Origin of the sequence: Bradyrhizobium sp. RDI18, assembly GCF_043203335.1 — a bacterium.
Lineage (GTDB): Bacteria > Pseudomonadota > Alphaproteobacteria > Rhizobiales > Xanthobacteraceae > Bradyrhizobium > Bradyrhizobium retamae.
This window is the reverse complement of sequence record NZ_JBICRN010000008.1, coordinates 6,163,874-6,179,023: the sequence shown is the minus strand read 5'-3', so window position 1 is coordinate 6,179,023 and position 15,150 is coordinate 6,163,874. Positions and strand designations below refer to the sequence as shown.

At 63.0% G+C, this 15,150-nt stretch carries 12 protein-coding genes, 1 tRNA gene and 2 pseudogenes; 8 read left to right on the top strand and 7 right to left on the bottom strand.

Annotated elements, in window-relative coordinates; genetic code table 11:
• Window positions 1–63: 63 nt before the first annotated feature.
• From ACFXS9_RS38870 to ACFXS9_RS38860, 3 genes are all read right to left on the bottom strand, one after another.
• Window positions 64–140, bottom strand: a tRNA-His gene (locus ACFXS9_RS38870).
• A 216-nt stretch (window positions 141–356) separates the two neighbouring features.
• Window positions 357–791, bottom strand: a complete 435-nt coding sequence (locus ACFXS9_RS38865) for a phasin (RefSeq protein WP_392698596.1) — start codon at window positions 789–791, stop codon at window positions 357–359.
• A 260-nt stretch (window positions 792–1,051) separates the two neighbouring features.
• On the bottom strand, window positions 1,052–1,435 hold the full coding sequence (locus tag ACFXS9_RS38860) for a phasin family protein (protein ID WP_213288784.1): 384 nt from the start codon (window positions 1,433–1,435) through the stop codon (window positions 1,052–1,054).
• 291 nt (window positions 1,436–1,726) lie between these two features.
• On the opposite strand from ACFXS9_RS38860, the pseudogene ACFXS9_RS38855 reads away from it, so the two are divergent.
• Window positions 1,727–4,766 (top strand): annotated as a pseudogene (locus ACFXS9_RS38855) (PAS domain-containing protein).
• A 36-nt stretch (window positions 4,767–4,802) separates the two neighbouring features.
• Here the strand turns inward: ACFXS9_RS38855 and ACFXS9_RS38850 are convergent.
• Entirely contained in the window at window positions 4,803–5,522 is a 720-nt protein-coding gene (locus tag ACFXS9_RS38850; protein ID WP_392698594.1) for a glutathione S-transferase family protein, read from the bottom strand.
• Window positions 5,523–5,836: 314 nt separating this feature from the next.
• On the opposite strand from ACFXS9_RS38850, the gene ACFXS9_RS38845 reads away from it, so the two are divergent.
• Genes ACFXS9_RS38845 through ACFXS9_RS38835 form a run of 3 tightly spaced genes read left to right on the top strand, consistent with a single transcriptional unit; the run spans window position 5,837 to window position 8,795 of the window.
• The gene (locus ACFXS9_RS38845; RefSeq protein WP_392698592.1) at window positions 5,837–6,805 is read left to right on the top strand and encodes a Bug family tripartite tricarboxylate transporter substrate binding protein; all 969 of its coding nucleotides are present in this window, start codon (window positions 5,837–5,839) and stop codon (window positions 6,803–6,805) included.
• Window positions 6,802–7,296, top strand: coding sequence for a tripartite tricarboxylate transporter TctB family protein (locus ACFXS9_RS38840; RefSeq protein ID WP_392698590.1), 495 nt, complete (start codon window positions 6,802–6,804; stop codon window positions 7,294–7,296). The genes ACFXS9_RS38845 and ACFXS9_RS38840 overlap by 4 nt, the downstream gene beginning before the upstream one ends.
• Window positions 7,296–8,795: a tripartite tricarboxylate transporter permease gene (locus ACFXS9_RS38835; protein WP_392698588.1), complete on the top strand. Its 1,500-nt coding sequence runs from the start codon at window positions 7,296–7,298 to the stop codon at window positions 8,793–8,795. The genes ACFXS9_RS38840 and ACFXS9_RS38835 overlap by 1 nt, the downstream gene beginning before the upstream one ends.
• Window positions 8,796–9,021: 226 nt before the next feature.
• Here the strand turns inward: ACFXS9_RS38835 and ACFXS9_RS38830 are convergent, their stop codons facing one another.
• A complete protein-coding gene (locus tag ACFXS9_RS38830) occupies window positions 9,022–9,444 on the bottom strand; it encodes a hypothetical protein (protein WP_213288776.1) in 423 nt (140 codons plus the stop codon).
• A gap of 183 nt (window positions 9,445–9,627) precedes the next feature.
• Here ACFXS9_RS38830 and ACFXS9_RS38825 point away from each other — a divergent pair, with 183 nt between their 5' ends.
• The 4 genes and pseudogenes from ACFXS9_RS38825 (at window position 9,628) to ACFXS9_RS38810 (ending at window position 14,120) form a co-directional block, all read left to right on the top strand.
• Window positions 9,628–10,449, top strand: a complete 822-nt coding sequence (locus tag ACFXS9_RS38825; RefSeq protein WP_392698586.1) for a metallophosphoesterase — start codon at window positions 9,628–9,630, stop codon at window positions 10,447–10,449.
• Between the two features lie 342 nt (window positions 10,450–10,791).
• Window positions 10,792–10,908: pseudogene (locus tag ACFXS9_RS38820) on the top strand (SAM domain-containing protein); the annotation flags it as partial.
• A 33-nt stretch (window positions 10,909–10,941) separates the two neighbouring features.
• Window positions 10,942–13,134 carry an adenylate/guanylate cyclase domain-containing protein gene (locus tag ACFXS9_RS38815; protein WP_392700242.1) on the top strand — a complete coding sequence of 731 codons (2,193 nt, stop codon included), beginning with the start codon at window positions 10,942–10,944 and terminating at the stop codon, window positions 13,132–13,134.
• A 44-nt stretch (window positions 13,135–13,178) separates the two neighbouring features.
• On the top strand, window positions 13,179–14,120 hold the full coding sequence (locus ACFXS9_RS38810; RefSeq protein WP_392698584.1) for a hypothetical protein: 942 nt from the start codon (window positions 13,179–13,181) through the stop codon (window positions 14,118–14,120).
• Between the two features lie 21 nt (window positions 14,121–14,141).
• On the opposite strand, the gene ACFXS9_RS38805 is transcribed toward ACFXS9_RS38810, so the two are convergent.
• Together ACFXS9_RS38805 and ACFXS9_RS38800 are read right to left on the bottom strand one after the other, a co-directional pair.
• Window positions 14,142–14,627: a Crp/Fnr family transcriptional regulator gene (locus ACFXS9_RS38805; RefSeq protein WP_392698582.1), complete on the bottom strand. Its 486-nt coding sequence runs from the start codon at window positions 14,625–14,627 to the stop codon at window positions 14,142–14,144.
• A gap of 136 nt (window positions 14,628–14,763) precedes the next feature.
• Window positions 14,764–15,081 (bottom strand): ArsR/SmtB family transcription factor, encoded by a 318-nt coding sequence (locus ACFXS9_RS38800; RefSeq protein ID WP_392698580.1) that lies wholly within the window; start codon window positions 15,079–15,081, stop codon window positions 14,764–14,766.
• Window positions 15,082–15,150: the final 69 nt, after the last annotated feature.

The following is a 15,150-nucleotide window of genomic DNA, read 5'->3' as shown; positions in this document are numbered from 1 at the left end:
TGGACAACGCGCCACAGCACAAGTGTCGCGGCAGGTGGGCGGCAATTCAGGGGAGTGAAAAGCTGGTACAGTTGGGTGGGCTCGAACCACCGACCTCCTGTTCCACAGACAGGCGCTCTAACCAACTGAGCTACAACTGCATCCCTCACGCGGAGCCCCCAAAAGAGGGGTCGCGAATGGGCCGGAAACTAGGTGCAACGCCGGCCTTTGGCAAGGCCGGGAAGCATCTGATTATAGTCGTTTTGGGCGCGTGTTGCGTTCAAACGCGGATCGCGCCGGGGCCCGCAAAATGGTCCCGTGACAGCAAAAAGCCCGGGCCGCTTCGCCCGGGCTTTTCGTTGGCGATGCGGGCCCGATCAGGCGGCGGGCTTGTAGTACTTCGAGGCGGAGGCCTTGATCGGCTCGACGGTCTCGGTCGCAACCTTCTGGCCAAGCTCGGCAAGCTCCTTGGCCTGCGCGGTGAAGGTCTCGTACTGCTTCTTGGCGTGCGCAGTCCACAGTTCGAGCGCTGCCGCCGGCGTCTTCACGCCGAGCAACTCCTGCGCGAAATCGAGCGAGGACGAGGTGTTGGCCTTGAAGAACTCGATCAGCTTGGCGTTGTACTCGCTGGCGCCCTTGCTGGCCGTGGTGAACACGGCCTCGATGGTGCCGTTATGGGTTTCGGCTGCATCCTTGAACTTGGCGTAGCTGTCGCGGGCCTGCGAAACGCCCTTTTCGGCGAGTGCGCGCATCTGCTCGGGAACTTCGAAGGGAATGATGGCGGCGGAGAAGGGATCGGTGGAGCTGGTCACGGCTTGCATCCTTCACAATGGGGTTAATCGATGTTCCCCTGGCGGTGCCGGGCGGATGACCGGAACGCCGAAAGGGATCACGTACACACGCACTCACGGAAGTTTGCCCATCCACGGGCTCGCCCAATAAGCACCCATATCGTGTCAAATTTGTGCAACGCACTGCAATTTCTGGTGCAACGCCACATGGGCAATCCGCACCGGATGCGCGTTCCAGCCGGTCCATTTGGCGGTTGCAGTACTGCCCGCTGCGGACGGGGTCAGGCTTTCGGCTTCGCCGCATCCATGGCGGCCTTGCCGACGATCTGGCTCATCTCGCTGGCCTGCTCCGCCAGCACACGCATTTGCCCCTGCACATATTCGCTGTGCAGCCGCGTTACCTCGGCCAGATCCTTGGCCTTCAGGAGCGACTGCGCGTAATCGAGCGAGCCCTGCACGTTCTTCTCGGCATAGGCGACAGCCTTCTGCCGGACATCCTTGGCGCCCTCGCGCACCGTGGCATTGCGCTCCTCGATGGTATCCGCGGTGGTCTGCGCGGCGGCGACGAATTTCTCAAACGTCTTGCGGGCCTGCTCCAGGCTCGCTTCCGCCATCGATCGCATTTCCTTGGGTATCTCGAAACGGTCTCGCACTTCGTCACTCATGGTGCGTTCCTTTGCATTGGCTGGGATTGCGTCCGGATACCGTCAGGGGCCGCTCCGGGGACGGATGCGGCGCCGGGGAGGTTCCCCGTTGAACCCTTGACGGCCGTTTGCAACCACCCAACGCGGCGGCCAGCCAAAGGGTCCAGCCGGGGTTAAGGTTATCCGCCGCTTAAATCACTGCCGACCGGCCGGGCCGTGGACCTGCCACCGCCGGCTTGCGATAGTAACGATCCCTTAACGTTATCGGCATTCTGGCTGCCGATCGTGACGCCGGACGGTCTTGTAGTTGCGATGAAGGACGCGGAATTTCAGTGGCGGACGCAGAGCGATCCGCGATTGGCGGCCTATGCGGCGAGCCGCCTGCCTGCATGGCTGTGGACGGCCGACGGCAGGCGGATCCTGTGGGCCAATCCGGCCGGCGCCCGCCTGTTCGGCGCCGCCAGCGCCGCAGCCCTTGCTGAGAAGACCTTCGGACCGGCCGACCGGCACCGGCGGCAGATCGCGCGGCTCGCAGGACGGCTGCTCGCCAACGGCGCCATCCGCCTGGAGCGGTTACAGGGGTTTGGCGCGGCGCCCGGCATGCTTGCGACCTGCGGCTGTTCGCGGTTCGACTTTCCCAATGGCAGCCATGGTGTCCTGATCGCGGCCGGCGACATCGCGCTGATCGCGCCGCGACCGGCGCGGGCGCATGAGCCGCCCGAGAACGAGATGCAGCCCGAGGCCACAGCGTCAACACCAACTCCGCAGCCGAGCGCGCCCGTCATGGAGCAAGCGGCCGTGCCGCAGCCGGCTCCCGATTACGAACAGCCCGCGCAATCGGGCGAAGCGCCCGCCGAGTTTGCATTGTTCGATGCGTTTGCCGAGCCTGCCGCCGCGGAGGAGCCGGCTGCGACTGAGCCTCCTCCACGCACGCCATTCCCGGCGCTCGAAGCATTCGCCGGCCAGCCGACGCGCCGCCTGCCGCTGCGCTTCACCTGGCAGATGGATCGGGAAGGCCGCTTCACGCTCGGCACCGACGAATTCACCGGCCTGATCGGCCCGCGCACCACGGCCGGCTTCGGGCGGCCATGGCGCGAGATCGCCGAGAGATTTGCGCTCGATCCCGACGGGCGGGTGATGAAGGCGTTCGCCACATGCGCGACCTGGAGCGGCATCATGCTGAACTGGCCGGTCGATGGCGGCGGCACTCTGCCGGTTGAATTGTCCGGCTTGCCGATTTTCGACGGGCAGCGGAATTTCACCGGCTATCGCGGCTTTGGCGTCTGCCGCGATTTCGAGGCGCTGGCCCGGCTCGCCGCCCTGCGCCTGGCGGAATTGTCCGGCGAGATGGCAATGCCGCAAGAACCGCCCGCCCCGGAATTTCCCAGCCCGACGGGCGTTGCACCGCCCTTGGTCGACGATTTGCCCGAACCGATTGCCGCCGAGACTTCACATCAAAACGATTTGGAAACGCCCGTGGAACCTCCCAAGGAAAGCGTTGAGGAAAGCGTCGAGCAAAGCGTCAAGGAAAGCGCCAACGGAGCCCTGAAGGACACCGTGATGGAATTGCCAGCAGGCGCTCCCAACGTCGTGCCATTCCGCGCCCCCGGCGAGGCGAAGCAGCTATCGCTGACGCCGGTCGAGAACAGCGCCTTCGACGAACTCGCGCGGCAATTGTCGGCGCGGCTCGACACCGACAATGGTAACGAGGCGGTGCCGAACGTCACCGGTGAAACGATCTTTGAACCAACCGTCGCATCGTTCGCGCGCGAACCAGCCGGCGAGCCGCCCGAATGGCTGGCGCCGCCCGAACCGCCCGCGCATGGCGAAGCCGCGCGCGACAAGGCGCTGCTCGATCTCTTACCCGTCGGCATCCTGATCTACCGGCTCGACCGCCTGCTATATGCCAACCCCGCCTTCCTGACGCAGATGGGCTATGCCAGCCTGCATGCGCTGGAAGATGCCGGCGGCCTCGACGCGCTCTATGTCGAACCCGGCACGTCGAATGCGTCCTCGACATCGGACACCGGCAGGCCGGTGACGATTTCCGCAAGCGGGCCTGCGGATGCCGATGCGCCGTCATCGGCCGCCGAGGCCCGCCTCCACACGATTTCATGGGACGGCGATTCGGCGCTGGCCCTGATCTTCTCGACCACGCGCCATGAGGGCGCGGCAATCGCGGCCGCCATCTCGCAAGCCGAGCCGGCAGCGGAGCTGGACATCCCCGAACCGTCCGATGTCGGCCATGCCAACGCCGAAGAACTCGCCGCCATCCTCGACACTACAGCCGAAGGCCTCCTGATGTTCGATGCAGAAGGCAACATCCATGCAGCCAACCGCAGCGCCGAAGCGCTGTTCGGCTATGACGGCGACGAACTGGTCCAACGCAATCTCGCCGATCTCTTTGCGCCCGAAAGCCAGCACGGCGTGTTCGAATATCTCGCCGGCATCAAGGCCTCCGGCGTCGAAAGCCTGCTCGATCACGGCCGCGAGGTGCTCGGCCGCGAAAGCAAGGGCGGCATCATTCCGCTGTCGATGACCATCGGCCGTACCCGCCCGGACGGCCCGAATTTCTTCGCGGTGTTCCGCGATCTCTCGCAGGCCAAGAAGACCGAGAGCGAGTTGCGCGAGGCGCGACGGCTGGCGGAACGCGCCGCCAACGCTAAGGCCGACGTGCTGGCCCGGATCAGTCACGAGGTGCGAATGCCGCTGAACGCCATCATCGGCTTTGCCGAAGTGATGATCGGGGAGCGTTTCGGCGCGCTCGGCAACGAGCGTTACCGCGAATACATGAAGGACATCCGCGCCGCCGGCGAACACGTGATCGCCATCGTCAACGACCTGCTCGATCTCTCGGATCGAAACCGGCAAACTCGATCTCGCCTTCACCAACCAGAATCTCAACGAGCTGGTCGAGAGCTGCGTGGCGGTGATGCAGCCGCAGGCCAATCGCGAGCGCATCATCATCCGCACTTCGCTCGCGCACACGCTGCCGCCTGTGATCGCGGACGCGCAGGCGTTGCGCCAGATCACGCTGAACCTGATCGGCAATTCGATCCATCTCGCCAATGCCGGCGGCCAGGTCATCGTCTCGACCGCGCTGTCCGATTTCGGCGAGGTGATGCTGCGGGTCCGCGACACAGGCCACGGCCTCAACGACAACCAGGTTGCCGCAGCCCTCGAGCCGTTCCGCACGCGGGCGCCGTCGGATCAGTCCGAGAGTGCGGCCGTCAGCCTGTCGCTCACCAAGGCGCTCGTCGAAGCCAACCGCGCCAAATTCCAGATCAAGACCGGCGGCCGCTCCGGCACGCTGATCGAGATCGTGTTTCCGCCCGCGGTAGTGCGGGCATAGCCGGAGACGAACAGGCGTGCGTAGCCGCGGCGTCGATCACGTCGCTATTGGCGAGAGAAACGCTGGAACGCTTCGGCCATCGCTGCGCAAATAGTCGGCCATCGGTCGAACGACCTTGATGACGGCCGGTCTCGTCGTCATGCGCTGCCGCCATTGCAGAAGTCTCGGCGTTTCGCCGGTCATGTCGGCACCCATGCGGGCACCGAAGAGCTGGGCCATATAGAACGCGATATCGGCAAAGGAATATTCGCCGGCGAGAAACTCGCGGTCGCCAAGGACACGCTCCATGGTTCGATAATAGGCAGCAGCGGCCTCGCGCGCGGGCTTCCCGGCGGGATCGCTTGGCGTATTCCAGAGCGGCATCAACTTGATGATATGCGGGAAATAGACCTCGTCCGATTCATGCTCGAGCCGGCGAGCCCAGGCTCGCGCGGCAGGATCTGCGGGCCACAGCGCAGGGCTCGGCTTGATGTCTTCCAGATACTCGAAGATCTGGGTGGAATCGAAAATCTCGAGATCGCCATCGATCAGCACCGGAACCTGGCGCTTCGGATTGATGCGCAGGACTTCCGGATGTTTCGGCGCATAACCCTCCTTCTGGGTGAAGGGGACCATGACCAGTTCGAAATCGATGTCCTTCTCGTGTGCAGCGATCTGAACCTTTGCGCCGAACATGCTCAGGGCGGCGGAGAACAGCCGCATCTTGCGGCCGCTGCTTCGATCGGCTTCTCGACCGGATTGAGCATTCTCGTGCATCGATTTCCCCTCAATCATCAGCGGCGCGTTCGACCCGAGGCCGTGGCCGCCTTCGTCATCGCGCCTTATTCAGGCGCCATAGCCAGGCCAAGGCAACGCAAAGCACGGTGCCTGTTCGGACGTGTGCCGAGCAATTGGCCTTTCACTTTCGGTCAGGCAAGTGCCGAAGGCCAAAAACGCACTTCAAGGCCCTAGACGAAATCTTTGAGATCCGGTCCGCCCACGCAAAGGTCCTTCTGGACAGCGGCGGGTTTTCCGGCTGATATGCGACGAATTGACACACAGCGGCTCCGCGTGAGCCTGGAGGAAATCCCATGATGCCGTTTCATACGCGCCTGTTCGGCGCGGTGGTCGCGTTGACGCTTGCAGCCACAGCGCCTGCCCTCTCGCAGCAGCTCGAGCTCAAGATCATGGCGCCCGCAGCCCCTGGCGGCGGCTGGGATCAGACCGCCCGCGCGATGCAGCAGGCTTTGGTCGCCGCCAAGATCGCCCGTAGCGTCCAGGTCACCAATGTGGCCGGCGCCGGCGGCAGCATCGGCATCGCGCAGTTCGTCAACGGCGCCAAGGGCGACGGCAACCAGATGATGGTGAACGGCTTCGTCATGGTCGGCGCGCTCGCCATGAACAAGTCGCCGGTGACGCTCGAACAGGTGACGCCGATTGCGCGCCTCACCGAGGAAATCCAGGTGATCGTGGTGCCGGCGAATTCGCCGCTCAAGACGGCGCAGGATCTTGCCGCGGCCGTGAAGGCCGACATCGCCAAGGTGACCTTTGCCGGCGGCTCGGCCGGCGGCGTCGATCATGTGATGGCGGCGTTGTTTGCCGGAACGATCGGCGCCGACGCCAAGAAGGTCAACTACATTCCTTTCTCCGGCGGCGGCGAGTCGCTGGCGGCCATTCTCGGCGGCAAGGTCACGGCAGGCATTTCGGGCCTGAGCGAATACGAAGGACAGATCAAATCCGGCAAATTGCGCGCACTCGGCGTGACCTCGGAGGAGCGTATCGCCGGAATCGATATTCCGACTTTCAAGGAACAAGGGATCGACCTCGTGCTCGCCAACTGGCGTTCGGTAGTCGCGCCTCCCGGCATCACGCCGGAACAGCGCAAGACGTTGAGCGAAGCGGTCGAGAAGATGGTCAAGTCCGACGCCTGGAAGGACATTCTCAAGCAGAAGGGCTGGGATGACGCCTATCTTTCCGGCGATGCGTTCGCCGACTTCCTGAAGAAGGAAACGACGCGCGTCACCGACGTGCTGAAGTCGGTCGGTCTCGTCAAATCATGACGGACAGCGCTTCCGGGGATGCTCCGCCGGCATCGCGGCACATCGATCGCGCGGGTGTCGTCATCGCCGCGGCGCTCGCGGCGCTTGCTGCGGTGCTGGTATGGGACGCAAGCCGTCTGTCATCCACTTCGATGTACGGCATGGGGCCCGAGGCGATGCCGGTCGTCGTAGCGGTCGGGCTCGGCATTCTCGCGATCGCCAACCTGATCGACGCCTTGCGCGGCAACTTGCCGCCGCGCGAGAGCGCCGATCCCAAGCCCGTGCTGCTGATCCTCGGCGGACTTGCGCTGCTGATCGCCATCATCGGGCTCGGCGGTGGCTTCATCCTGGCGACATCGGCGCTGTTCGTCACCACCTCGGCGGCGTTCGGGCGCCGCGCCATCCTCGCCGACTTCGTCATCGCGCTCGTGATGACCACGCTGATCTATCTCGCCTTCGATCGGCTGCTGACGTTGAGCCTGCCTGCCGGCCCTCTGGAAAGACTGCTGTAATGGAAACCTTCGCTGCGCTTGCGCATGGCATGGCCGTCGCCGTCCAGCCGATGAACCTGCTTTATGCGCTGATCGGCGTGTTCCTCGGCACTGCCGTGGGCGTGCTGCCCGGCATCGGGCCGGCACTCACCGTCGCGTTGCTGTTGCCGGTGACCTACAAGCTCGATCCCGGCGGCTCGCTGATCATGTTCGCCGGCATCTATTACGGCGGCATGTATGGCGGCTCGACCACCGCCATCCTGATCAACACGCCCGGCGAGAGCGCGTCGATGGCGACCGCGCTCGAGGGCAACAAGATGGCCAAGGCCGGTCGCGGCGGTCCGGCGCTGGCGACGTCGGCGATCGGCTCGTTCGTCGCGGGCACCATTGCCACCATCGGCCTGGCTTTTCTCGCACCGTGGCTGGTGGATTTTGCCGTGCGCTTCGGGCCTGAAGATTATTTCGCGCTGATGTGCGTGGCCTTTGTCACGGTGTCTGCGACCTTCGGCGATTCGCCGATCCGCGGGCTGACCAGCCTGTTCATCGGGCTGACGCTCGGGCTGATCGGCATCGACAAGCTCACCGGCCAGGCCCGGCTCGCATTCGGCATGCCCGAACTGCTCGACGGCGTCGAAGTGACGACGCTGGCGGTCGGCCTGTTCGCCTTAGGCGAAGCGCTCTACGTCGCATCGCGCCGCCATCACGCCGAGGAAAAGATCGAGCCGGTGCGCGGCTCGCTGTGGATGACGAAGCAGGACTGGATGCGGTCATGGAAGCCGTGGCTGCGCGGGACGATGTTCGGCTTTCCGATCGGCGCGCTTCCCGCCGGTGGCGCGGAAATTCCGACATTCCTGTCCTACTCGACCGAGAAGCGACTGTCGAAGCATCCGGAAGAATTCGGCAAGGGCGCGATCGAAGGCGTCGCGGGGCCGGAAGCCGCCAACAACGCCTCCGCCGCCGGCACCCTCGTGCCGCTATTGACGCTGGGGCTTCCGACCTCGGCGACGGCTGCGATGATGCTGGCGGGCTTTCAGCAATACGGACTGAACCCGGGACCGCTGCTGTTCGCCGAGCGGCCTGATCTGGTATGGGGCCTGATCGCGAGCCTCTTCATCGCCAACGTGATGCTGCTGGTACTCAACCTGCCGCTGGTCGGGCTATGGGTAAAACTGCTCGCGATCCCGCAGCCGTGGCTGTACGCCGGCATTCTCGTGTTCGCGACCATGGGCACCATCGCCGCAAAGCCGTCGGTGGTCGAGCTGTCGATGCTGGCAGCCTTCGGCGTGTTGGGCTTTCTGATGCGCCGGTTCGACTTCCCGATCGCACCTGTCGTCGTCGGTCTCATCCTCGGGCCGATCGCCGAAAGCCAGTTGCGCCGCGCGCTCGCCATCAGCCTCGGCGATCCCATCGTGCTGCTGCAGAGTCCGATGTCGGCGACGCTGCTCGGCATTGCGCTGATTGCGCTGGTGGCGCCGTTCGTACTGAAGGGGCTCGGTCGGTTCAGGGCAAGCGAGGATTAGGGCGTCGACTCATTGGCGCGCAGCCAAATTCGGATTGAGGCGAGTTTGAAGGGACTTCCGCTTTCGGCGTCACGGCGGACATGGCTGGACTTGCCGCTGGGTCGCCCCTGTAGCGAATGACCCAAAGCCGCCTTAGCTGATCTACGTCAAATTGAGGTGTCCCTACCTGCTCGCTCATGCCCTTGAACCAGCTCTGCCGGACAATCGGCCTATGTCTGAACGACGGCTATCTGCAGGCTCGATATCCAAACTTCGTAATGATGTCCTGCCCTGAGATAGTGTGAAACTCGAACCCGTCGACGTATCCGCCGGAAACGAGATAATTGCGGAGCTTAGCGTTGTATGCCGCCAGCATCCGAGCTTGCCTTGCAGGGGGCGGCTTCTGGTTCCGCTCATGCGGAAACAACGCCGCGTGAAATTTCAGTTGCGCCGAGGGCTCAACGCAGACGTTCTTTATTGCAAGAAGCGTCGTGCAGGATGATTGGCATGAGCCCTCGATCCGCATCTGCTTTCCAGATGCGTTGTATTCTCTGATAATTGCCGGAGCATTGATCGGACCGCCGCCGCCGTAAGGCAACGAACTTCCCTGGGCTAAGGACTCTGAGATGGAAACGGCCATGATCAAAGCCGTTAGCAAAACGCCCAGCATAGATGCACTCTTGAACACAGCGAGCCTCCCCCGGGGATATTCGGAGGTTCCATTCTAGTATCTTCAACGTCCTGTTCAATGCCTAGGTGCTGGACCGGCACAATTCTTGCTCGAATCCAGTCTGCCTGAATGCATCCGCCTGCGGATCGCCTGTTTCCCGGGCATTTTTGGATTTTGATCATTATGCGCTGCCTAGTCGTTGCCGATCTGCATTATTCGTTGCCGCAATTTGACTGGCTGCTCGCGGCAGCTCCTGAATTCGACGTCGTCATTTTCGCCGGCGACGCGCTCGACGTCGGATCGTTCGTCGATTTCCGCGCGCAGATTCTGGTGGTGAAAAAATATCTGTCGCTGCTGTCCCAAGTGACGCGCGTCATTCTCTGCTCCGGCAATCACGACCTCGACGAGCGCAGCGCGGAAGGCGAAAAGATCGCGCGCTGGGTCGGCGATATCCGCGAACTCGGCGTCGCCTGCGACGGCGACAGCCTCACCGTCGGCGACACGCGCTTCACGGTGTGTCCGTGGTGGGATGGACCGCTGGTCAAGAGCCGCATCGAAACCCAGCTTCGCGACGCCGCGCTCGAGCCGGCGCAACGCTGGATCTGGGTGCATCACGCGCCGCCGGCGAATTCACCGACGAGCTGGGGCGGCAAGCGGTTCTTCGGCGACGTCGAACTGGTGCAATGGATCGCGCAGTACCAACCGTCCATGGTGATCTCGGGCCACGTCCATCAATCGCCTTTCATCCCCGACGGCTCGTGGTTCGACCGCATCGGCACGACCTGGGTATTCAATGCCGGCCTGCAGCACGGCCGTCCGCCCGTCTGCATCGTGCTCGACTTCGATGAGGGCACAGCGTTCTGGATTGCGGCCGGCGAGGCGCAACGCATCGACCTGCGCGCGCCCTTGCTCCGGCCGGCGGCCCCGATCGAGAACCCGCCGGACTGGCTTACATCCTTGGGTCGGATTGCCGATCCGCGTTTCTCCTCATCGACAGGCGCCTGAGAAGTTCGAAAAAAGCCCGTGTGACAGGTTACACGACGACGGTCGTCAATTCCCTCAGGGTCCTCACAGAAAGCGTCAGATTGTTCGCGCTGAACGTTAGTGGCGCAAAGCGCGTGTTGCGCAACGACTTGTCGTGTTCTTTTGAAGGAGATGTTGCGCGAATTTTTGTCACCGACTCCCGTGCAATTTGCCGCCGGTGCCGATCATATCGGTCTGGTTGCTTCGCGTGATTTTTTGTTGAGCCCGCAGCCCAATACCGCATCCCGCAAATATTGAATGGCATTTTTTTAGCAGTAGTCCAAAATCCGGCTAGCCGCCAGCCAGAACAGTTCGGTGGAGCCAATGCAGCAGATTGCAGACTGGCTCGAGAAGCTTGGGCTTGGACAATACGCGTTGCGTTTTGCCGAGAATGGAATCGATATCGGCATCCTTCCCGAGCTAACGGATCAGGACTTCGATAGACTCGGAGTCCTGCTCGGCCATCGCCGCAAGATGCTGCGCGCGATCGCCGAACTCAAGCAACTCGAATTGGTCGACGAGCCGGCTCGTCAGCATGATGCCGAGCGACGGCACCTCACCGTGATGTTCTGCGATCTGGTCGGCTCGACTGAGCTGTCTGCTCGCCTTGATCCAGAGGACATGTGGGAGGTGATCCGCGCCTATCGGACGGCCTGCGCCAGAGTTATTGCCACCTACGACGGCAGCATCGCCAGGTTTGTCGGCGACGGAGTGCTCGCCTACTTTGGTTACCCCCACGCGCACGAGGATGACGCCGAGCGCGCCGTGCGAGCCGGGCTCGACATGATCGCCGCAATAAGGCCGCTCGAAACGCCCGCGGAACAGGTTGAAGTGCGGATCGCGATCGCGACCGGGCTTGTCGTGGTGGGCGACCTCATCAGCGGAGGCGTTTCGGAGCAGCAGGCGATGATCGGCGATACACCGAACATCGCCGCCCGGCTCCAGGGCCTGGCTGAGCCGGGGGCGGTTATCGTTGCTGCTTCGACGCGCGAGCTGCTTGGAGATTTGTTCACTTTCCGTAGCCTCGGCCTGCGCCAGGTCAAGGGCATCTCCGAACCCATCGCGGTCTGGGCGGTCGAAGGTGGGGTGGCGTCGGAGAGCCGCTTCGAGGCGGTGCGCACGGCGCGCTCGCTGGGCTTTGTCGGCCGTAAGGCAGAAATCGAATTCGCGCTCTCGCGCCAGCAACTGGCGTGGCAGGGTCAAGGTCAGGTGGTGTTGATTTCCGGCGAGGCCGGGATCGGCAAATCGCGCCTGGTCGCAATGCTCTGCGAGAGCCCTGTGTTGGGGGCACACTGTCGGGTGCGGTATCAGTGCTCGCCTTACCACATCAACAGTGCGCTTCATCCCTTTATCGCTCAACTCGAGCGCGGCGCCGGTATCAGGCCACAGGACACGCCCGAGCAAAAGCTCGACAAGCTTGAGGCAATGCTTGCACTTGGAACGCTGCAGGTGGCAAACGCGACGTCGCTGATCGCAGCACTTCTTTCGATCGCAACGGGCGAGCGCTATCCGCCGCTCGGTTTGAATCCGGTGCAGCAGCGGCGACAGACGTTCGCCGCCCTCCTCGATCAGCTTGAGGGTTTGGCCCGGCAGCAACCTGTGCTGATCGTCTGCGAGGATATGCATTGGGCCGACGCCACGACACTTGAGCTGTTCGATCTCGCGGTCGACCGGATCAGGGGCTTGCCGATCCTCGCGCTCATGACTTTCCGGCGCGAGTTCGAGCCGCCTTGGGCGGGTCTCGCCAATGTCAGCCTGCTGCGGCTCGACCGACTTGACCGGCAGGACGCGCGCACTCTGATCGAGCAGGTGACCGTCGGTCGACAGCTACCACGCGAAATGATGACGCAGATCATCGACAGGACGGATGGCATCCCGCTGTTTATCGAGGAACTGACCAAGACAATACTGGAGTCCGGACTGCTGGTGGAAGATGCCGGGCGCTATCGCCTTGATCGTCCGCTACCGCCACTCGCCATTCCCGCGACGCTGCAAGACTCGCTGATGGCGCGCCTTGACCGACTGGCGCCGGTCAAGGAGGTGGCACAGATAGGCGCCGCGATTGGCCGTGACTTCTCATACACATTGCTGCGGTGTGTGGCAGGGCGCGATGATCTGACGCTGAGCACCGCGCTGAGGCAACTGGAAGAGGCCGAACTGCTATTGCGTCGCGGGACGCCGCCCGAAGCGAGCTACAGCTTCAAGCACGCGCTGGTCCAGGAAGCGGCTTATGAGAGCCTGCTCAAGAGCCGCCGGCAACTGCTGCACAAACATATTGGCGATGTGCTGCGTGATCAGTTTCCGGCCATCGCCGAGACCGAGCCCGAAGTCGTGGCCCATCACTTCACCGAAGCGGGACTCGACGGGGTTGCTCTCGATTGGTGGCTCAAGGCAGGCCAGCAGGCGCTCAAGCGCTCCGCCTATACCGAGGCAATCGCGCATCTCGGCAAGGCAATTGCGATTGCCGACGGGCTGCCGGATGACCCAGGCCGAACCATGAACCGGCTTCATCTTCAAATCATCTACAGCCGCGCGCTGCGGGGCAACCTTGGGCACAGCGCCCCCAAACCGTCGCCGCATGGACGCGCGCTCGGCAATTCGCGGCTGATATCAATGATCCGGTTGAGCTGGCGCCGATCTATTCGGGATTGTTCAATGCCTGTCTGACGCATGGCGAGATCGCGCCGATGTGGGAGTTGGCGGATGCAACCATGAACGCCGCCAATAGACATCCGGACTCCTCAGTGGCCGCAGTTGTCGCGCATTGGACAAACGGGGCGACCTGCTGGTTCGGCGGCGACTATATGAACGCGAGAAAGCATCTTGAGCAGGCGCTTGCGGCTTATGATGCTGAACCGAATCTTGAGACCTTCAGGGCTTCAACGCTGGACCTGCCGTTCGTCATCATGAGATTTCTTGCTCTGGTGCTTTGGCCGATCGGACAGATTGATCGCGCCCGCCGGCTCGCCGCGGAAGCGGTGCGTTCCTCGGGAGAAAAGCGAGCGCTCTCCCAAGCCAATGCGCTCGTCCATAAGGCGGTTTTCGACGGACTGTGCGGCGGGCCGCTACAGCAAACAGAGACAATCCTTGCGCTCGCCCTCGCTCGCGACCATACGATGCCGTTGTATGTAGCCGCGGGCACATACCTCACTGGCCTTGCACGGTGGCGCGCCGGCGACCGAGAGGCCGGGCTTGCGGAAATGCATCGAGGTTGGACCTTGCTGCATGAGAATGACTGCTACCTTTGCGAACCGTTTTGGGGAATGCAGGTTGCCGTGGCGAATGCCGCGGCGGGACAAACGGACACTGGGTTGGAGATACTGCGCGAGTTGATCGACGTGACGGAACAGTCGGGTCAGCATTGGCTCGATGCCGAACTGCATCGTGCTCGGGGTGAGCTTCTGTTGCGTCGCGACCCGACGAACCTCTGCGGGGCCGAAGGCGCCTTTAACCGGGCGCTTGAGATAGCCCGAAGCCAGCAGACGAAAGCTTTCGAACTGCGCAGCGCAATTGGACTTGCGCGTCTTTGCATCAACAACGGCCGGGAAACGGCCGGATCCGAGGTGGTCGCGCGAGCGCTCGTCGATTTTGAAACGGGGCAAGACCTCCCCGAAATCGAACAAGCGAAGAAACTGCTCAGGAAAAGCCGCTAGCCGATGCTTCTGCCAATGCAGCTAGAGTCTGGAGTCGGATTGCCGATCCGAGCCTGGCGAAACCTCTGTCGGCGGCAGGTTGATCATGCTCTGCAGGAGTTCGCCGACCATCGAGAGATGGTTACCATGGTCGCCATACTGATGCATGAGATCGGCGAGATAGGTGGTCGCGACGTTGAGGCGCTGCGCCAGCAACCGCGCGATCAACAGCGCCACCGCCGGCTGGTCGCGCAGGAACGCCGCGGCATCATCGAACTCGTAGACGACAGAATCGGCGGCGGCGCGCACGGTCGCGGTATGCGGCTGCTCGAGCAGCACCGACATTTCCCCGAGCATCGCCCCCGGCTCGCTGAGGACGGCCACGACGCTGTCGCCCTTGACGACTTCCAGCCTTCCCTCAAGCAGGACGAACAGATGTCCGGTCTTGCTGCCTTCATGAAGGACGAGCGTGCCTGCCGATACCTCTCGCTTCGCTCCTCCGGTGCAATAGTCCAGTACCGCGCGCATCAGCTTCATCTCCCTGTCAGCAAAGACTAGGCACTGATGATGCCAAGGTCGAACGGATAACGTGCGCTTCGCTGCTCAAAATGTCGGCACGGAGCGCCCAGCGTCGGCGCGCGCTGGCGCAGCCCACGACCGAACATCAGATCTTTTCGAGCATGGCCGCTTTCAGCTTTGCAATGCGCGCTTCATCGCGCTTGTAGAACGTCCACTGCTTGACGCGCTTGGCGCTCACCAGTCCCGCTTGCGACAGTATTTTCAGGTGCTCGCTCACGGTGGGCTGGCTGACGCCGAGCTTTTCGGCAATCAACACGCCGCAGACGCCGTCCTTGACGAGATCGCCGTCGACCTGCTCGCGAAAATGCGCCCGGGGGCGTTTCAGCCACTCCAGGATCAAAAGCCGCCGATCGCTGGCGAGCGCGCGAAAAGCAGACTCGACGTCATCCTCGAAAGAAGCCATATTGCTAATTAGCTAAATGACTAATTGCTGTCAATCGAGCCTTGCCAGTTTGGCCTTGTTCAATTCGCC

Bases quoted from the DNA above. Each gene is read 5' to 3' on its own strand.
- ACFXS9_RS38860 (WP_213288784.1), bottom strand. From the start codon at position 1,435: ATGAGTGACGAAGTGCGAGACCGTTTCGAGATACCCAAGGAAATGCGA.
- ACFXS9_RS38830 (WP_213288776.1), bottom strand. From the start codon at position 9,444: ATGCTGGGCGTTTTGCTAACGGCTTTGATCATGGCCGTTTCCATCTCA.
- ACFXS9_RS38835 (WP_392698588.1), top strand. From the start codon at position 7,296: ATGGAAACCTTCGCTGCGCTTGCGCATGGCATGGCCGTCGCCGTCCAG.
- ACFXS9_RS38810 (WP_392698584.1), top strand. From the start codon at position 13,179: ATGAACGCCGCCAATAGACATCCGGACTCCTCAGTGGCCGCAGTTGTC.
- ACFXS9_RS38845 (WP_392698592.1), top strand. From the start codon at position 5,837: ATGATGCCGTTTCATACGCGCCTGTTCGGCGCGGTGGTCGCGTTGACG.
- ACFXS9_RS38800 (WP_392698580.1), bottom strand. From the start codon at position 15,081: ATGGCTTCTTTCGAGGATGACGTCGAGTCTGCTTTTCGCGCGCTCGCC.
- ACFXS9_RS38815 (WP_392700242.1), top strand. From the start codon at position 10,942: ATGCTGCGCGCGATCGCCGAACTCAAGCAACTCGAATTGGTCGACGAG.
- ACFXS9_RS38840 (WP_392698590.1), top strand. From the start codon at position 6,802: ATGACGGACAGCGCTTCCGGGGATGCTCCGCCGGCATCGCGGCACATC.
- ACFXS9_RS38805 (WP_392698582.1), bottom strand. From the start codon at position 14,627: ATGCGCGCGGTACTGGACTATTGCACCGGAGGAGCGAAGCGAGAGGTA.
- ACFXS9_RS38825 (WP_392698586.1), top strand. From the start codon at position 9,628: ATGCGCTGCCTAGTCGTTGCCGATCTGCATTATTCGTTGCCGCAATTT.
- ACFXS9_RS38850 (WP_392698594.1), bottom strand. From the start codon at position 5,522: ATGCACGAGAATGCTCAATCCGGTCGAGAAGCCGATCGAAGCAGCGGC.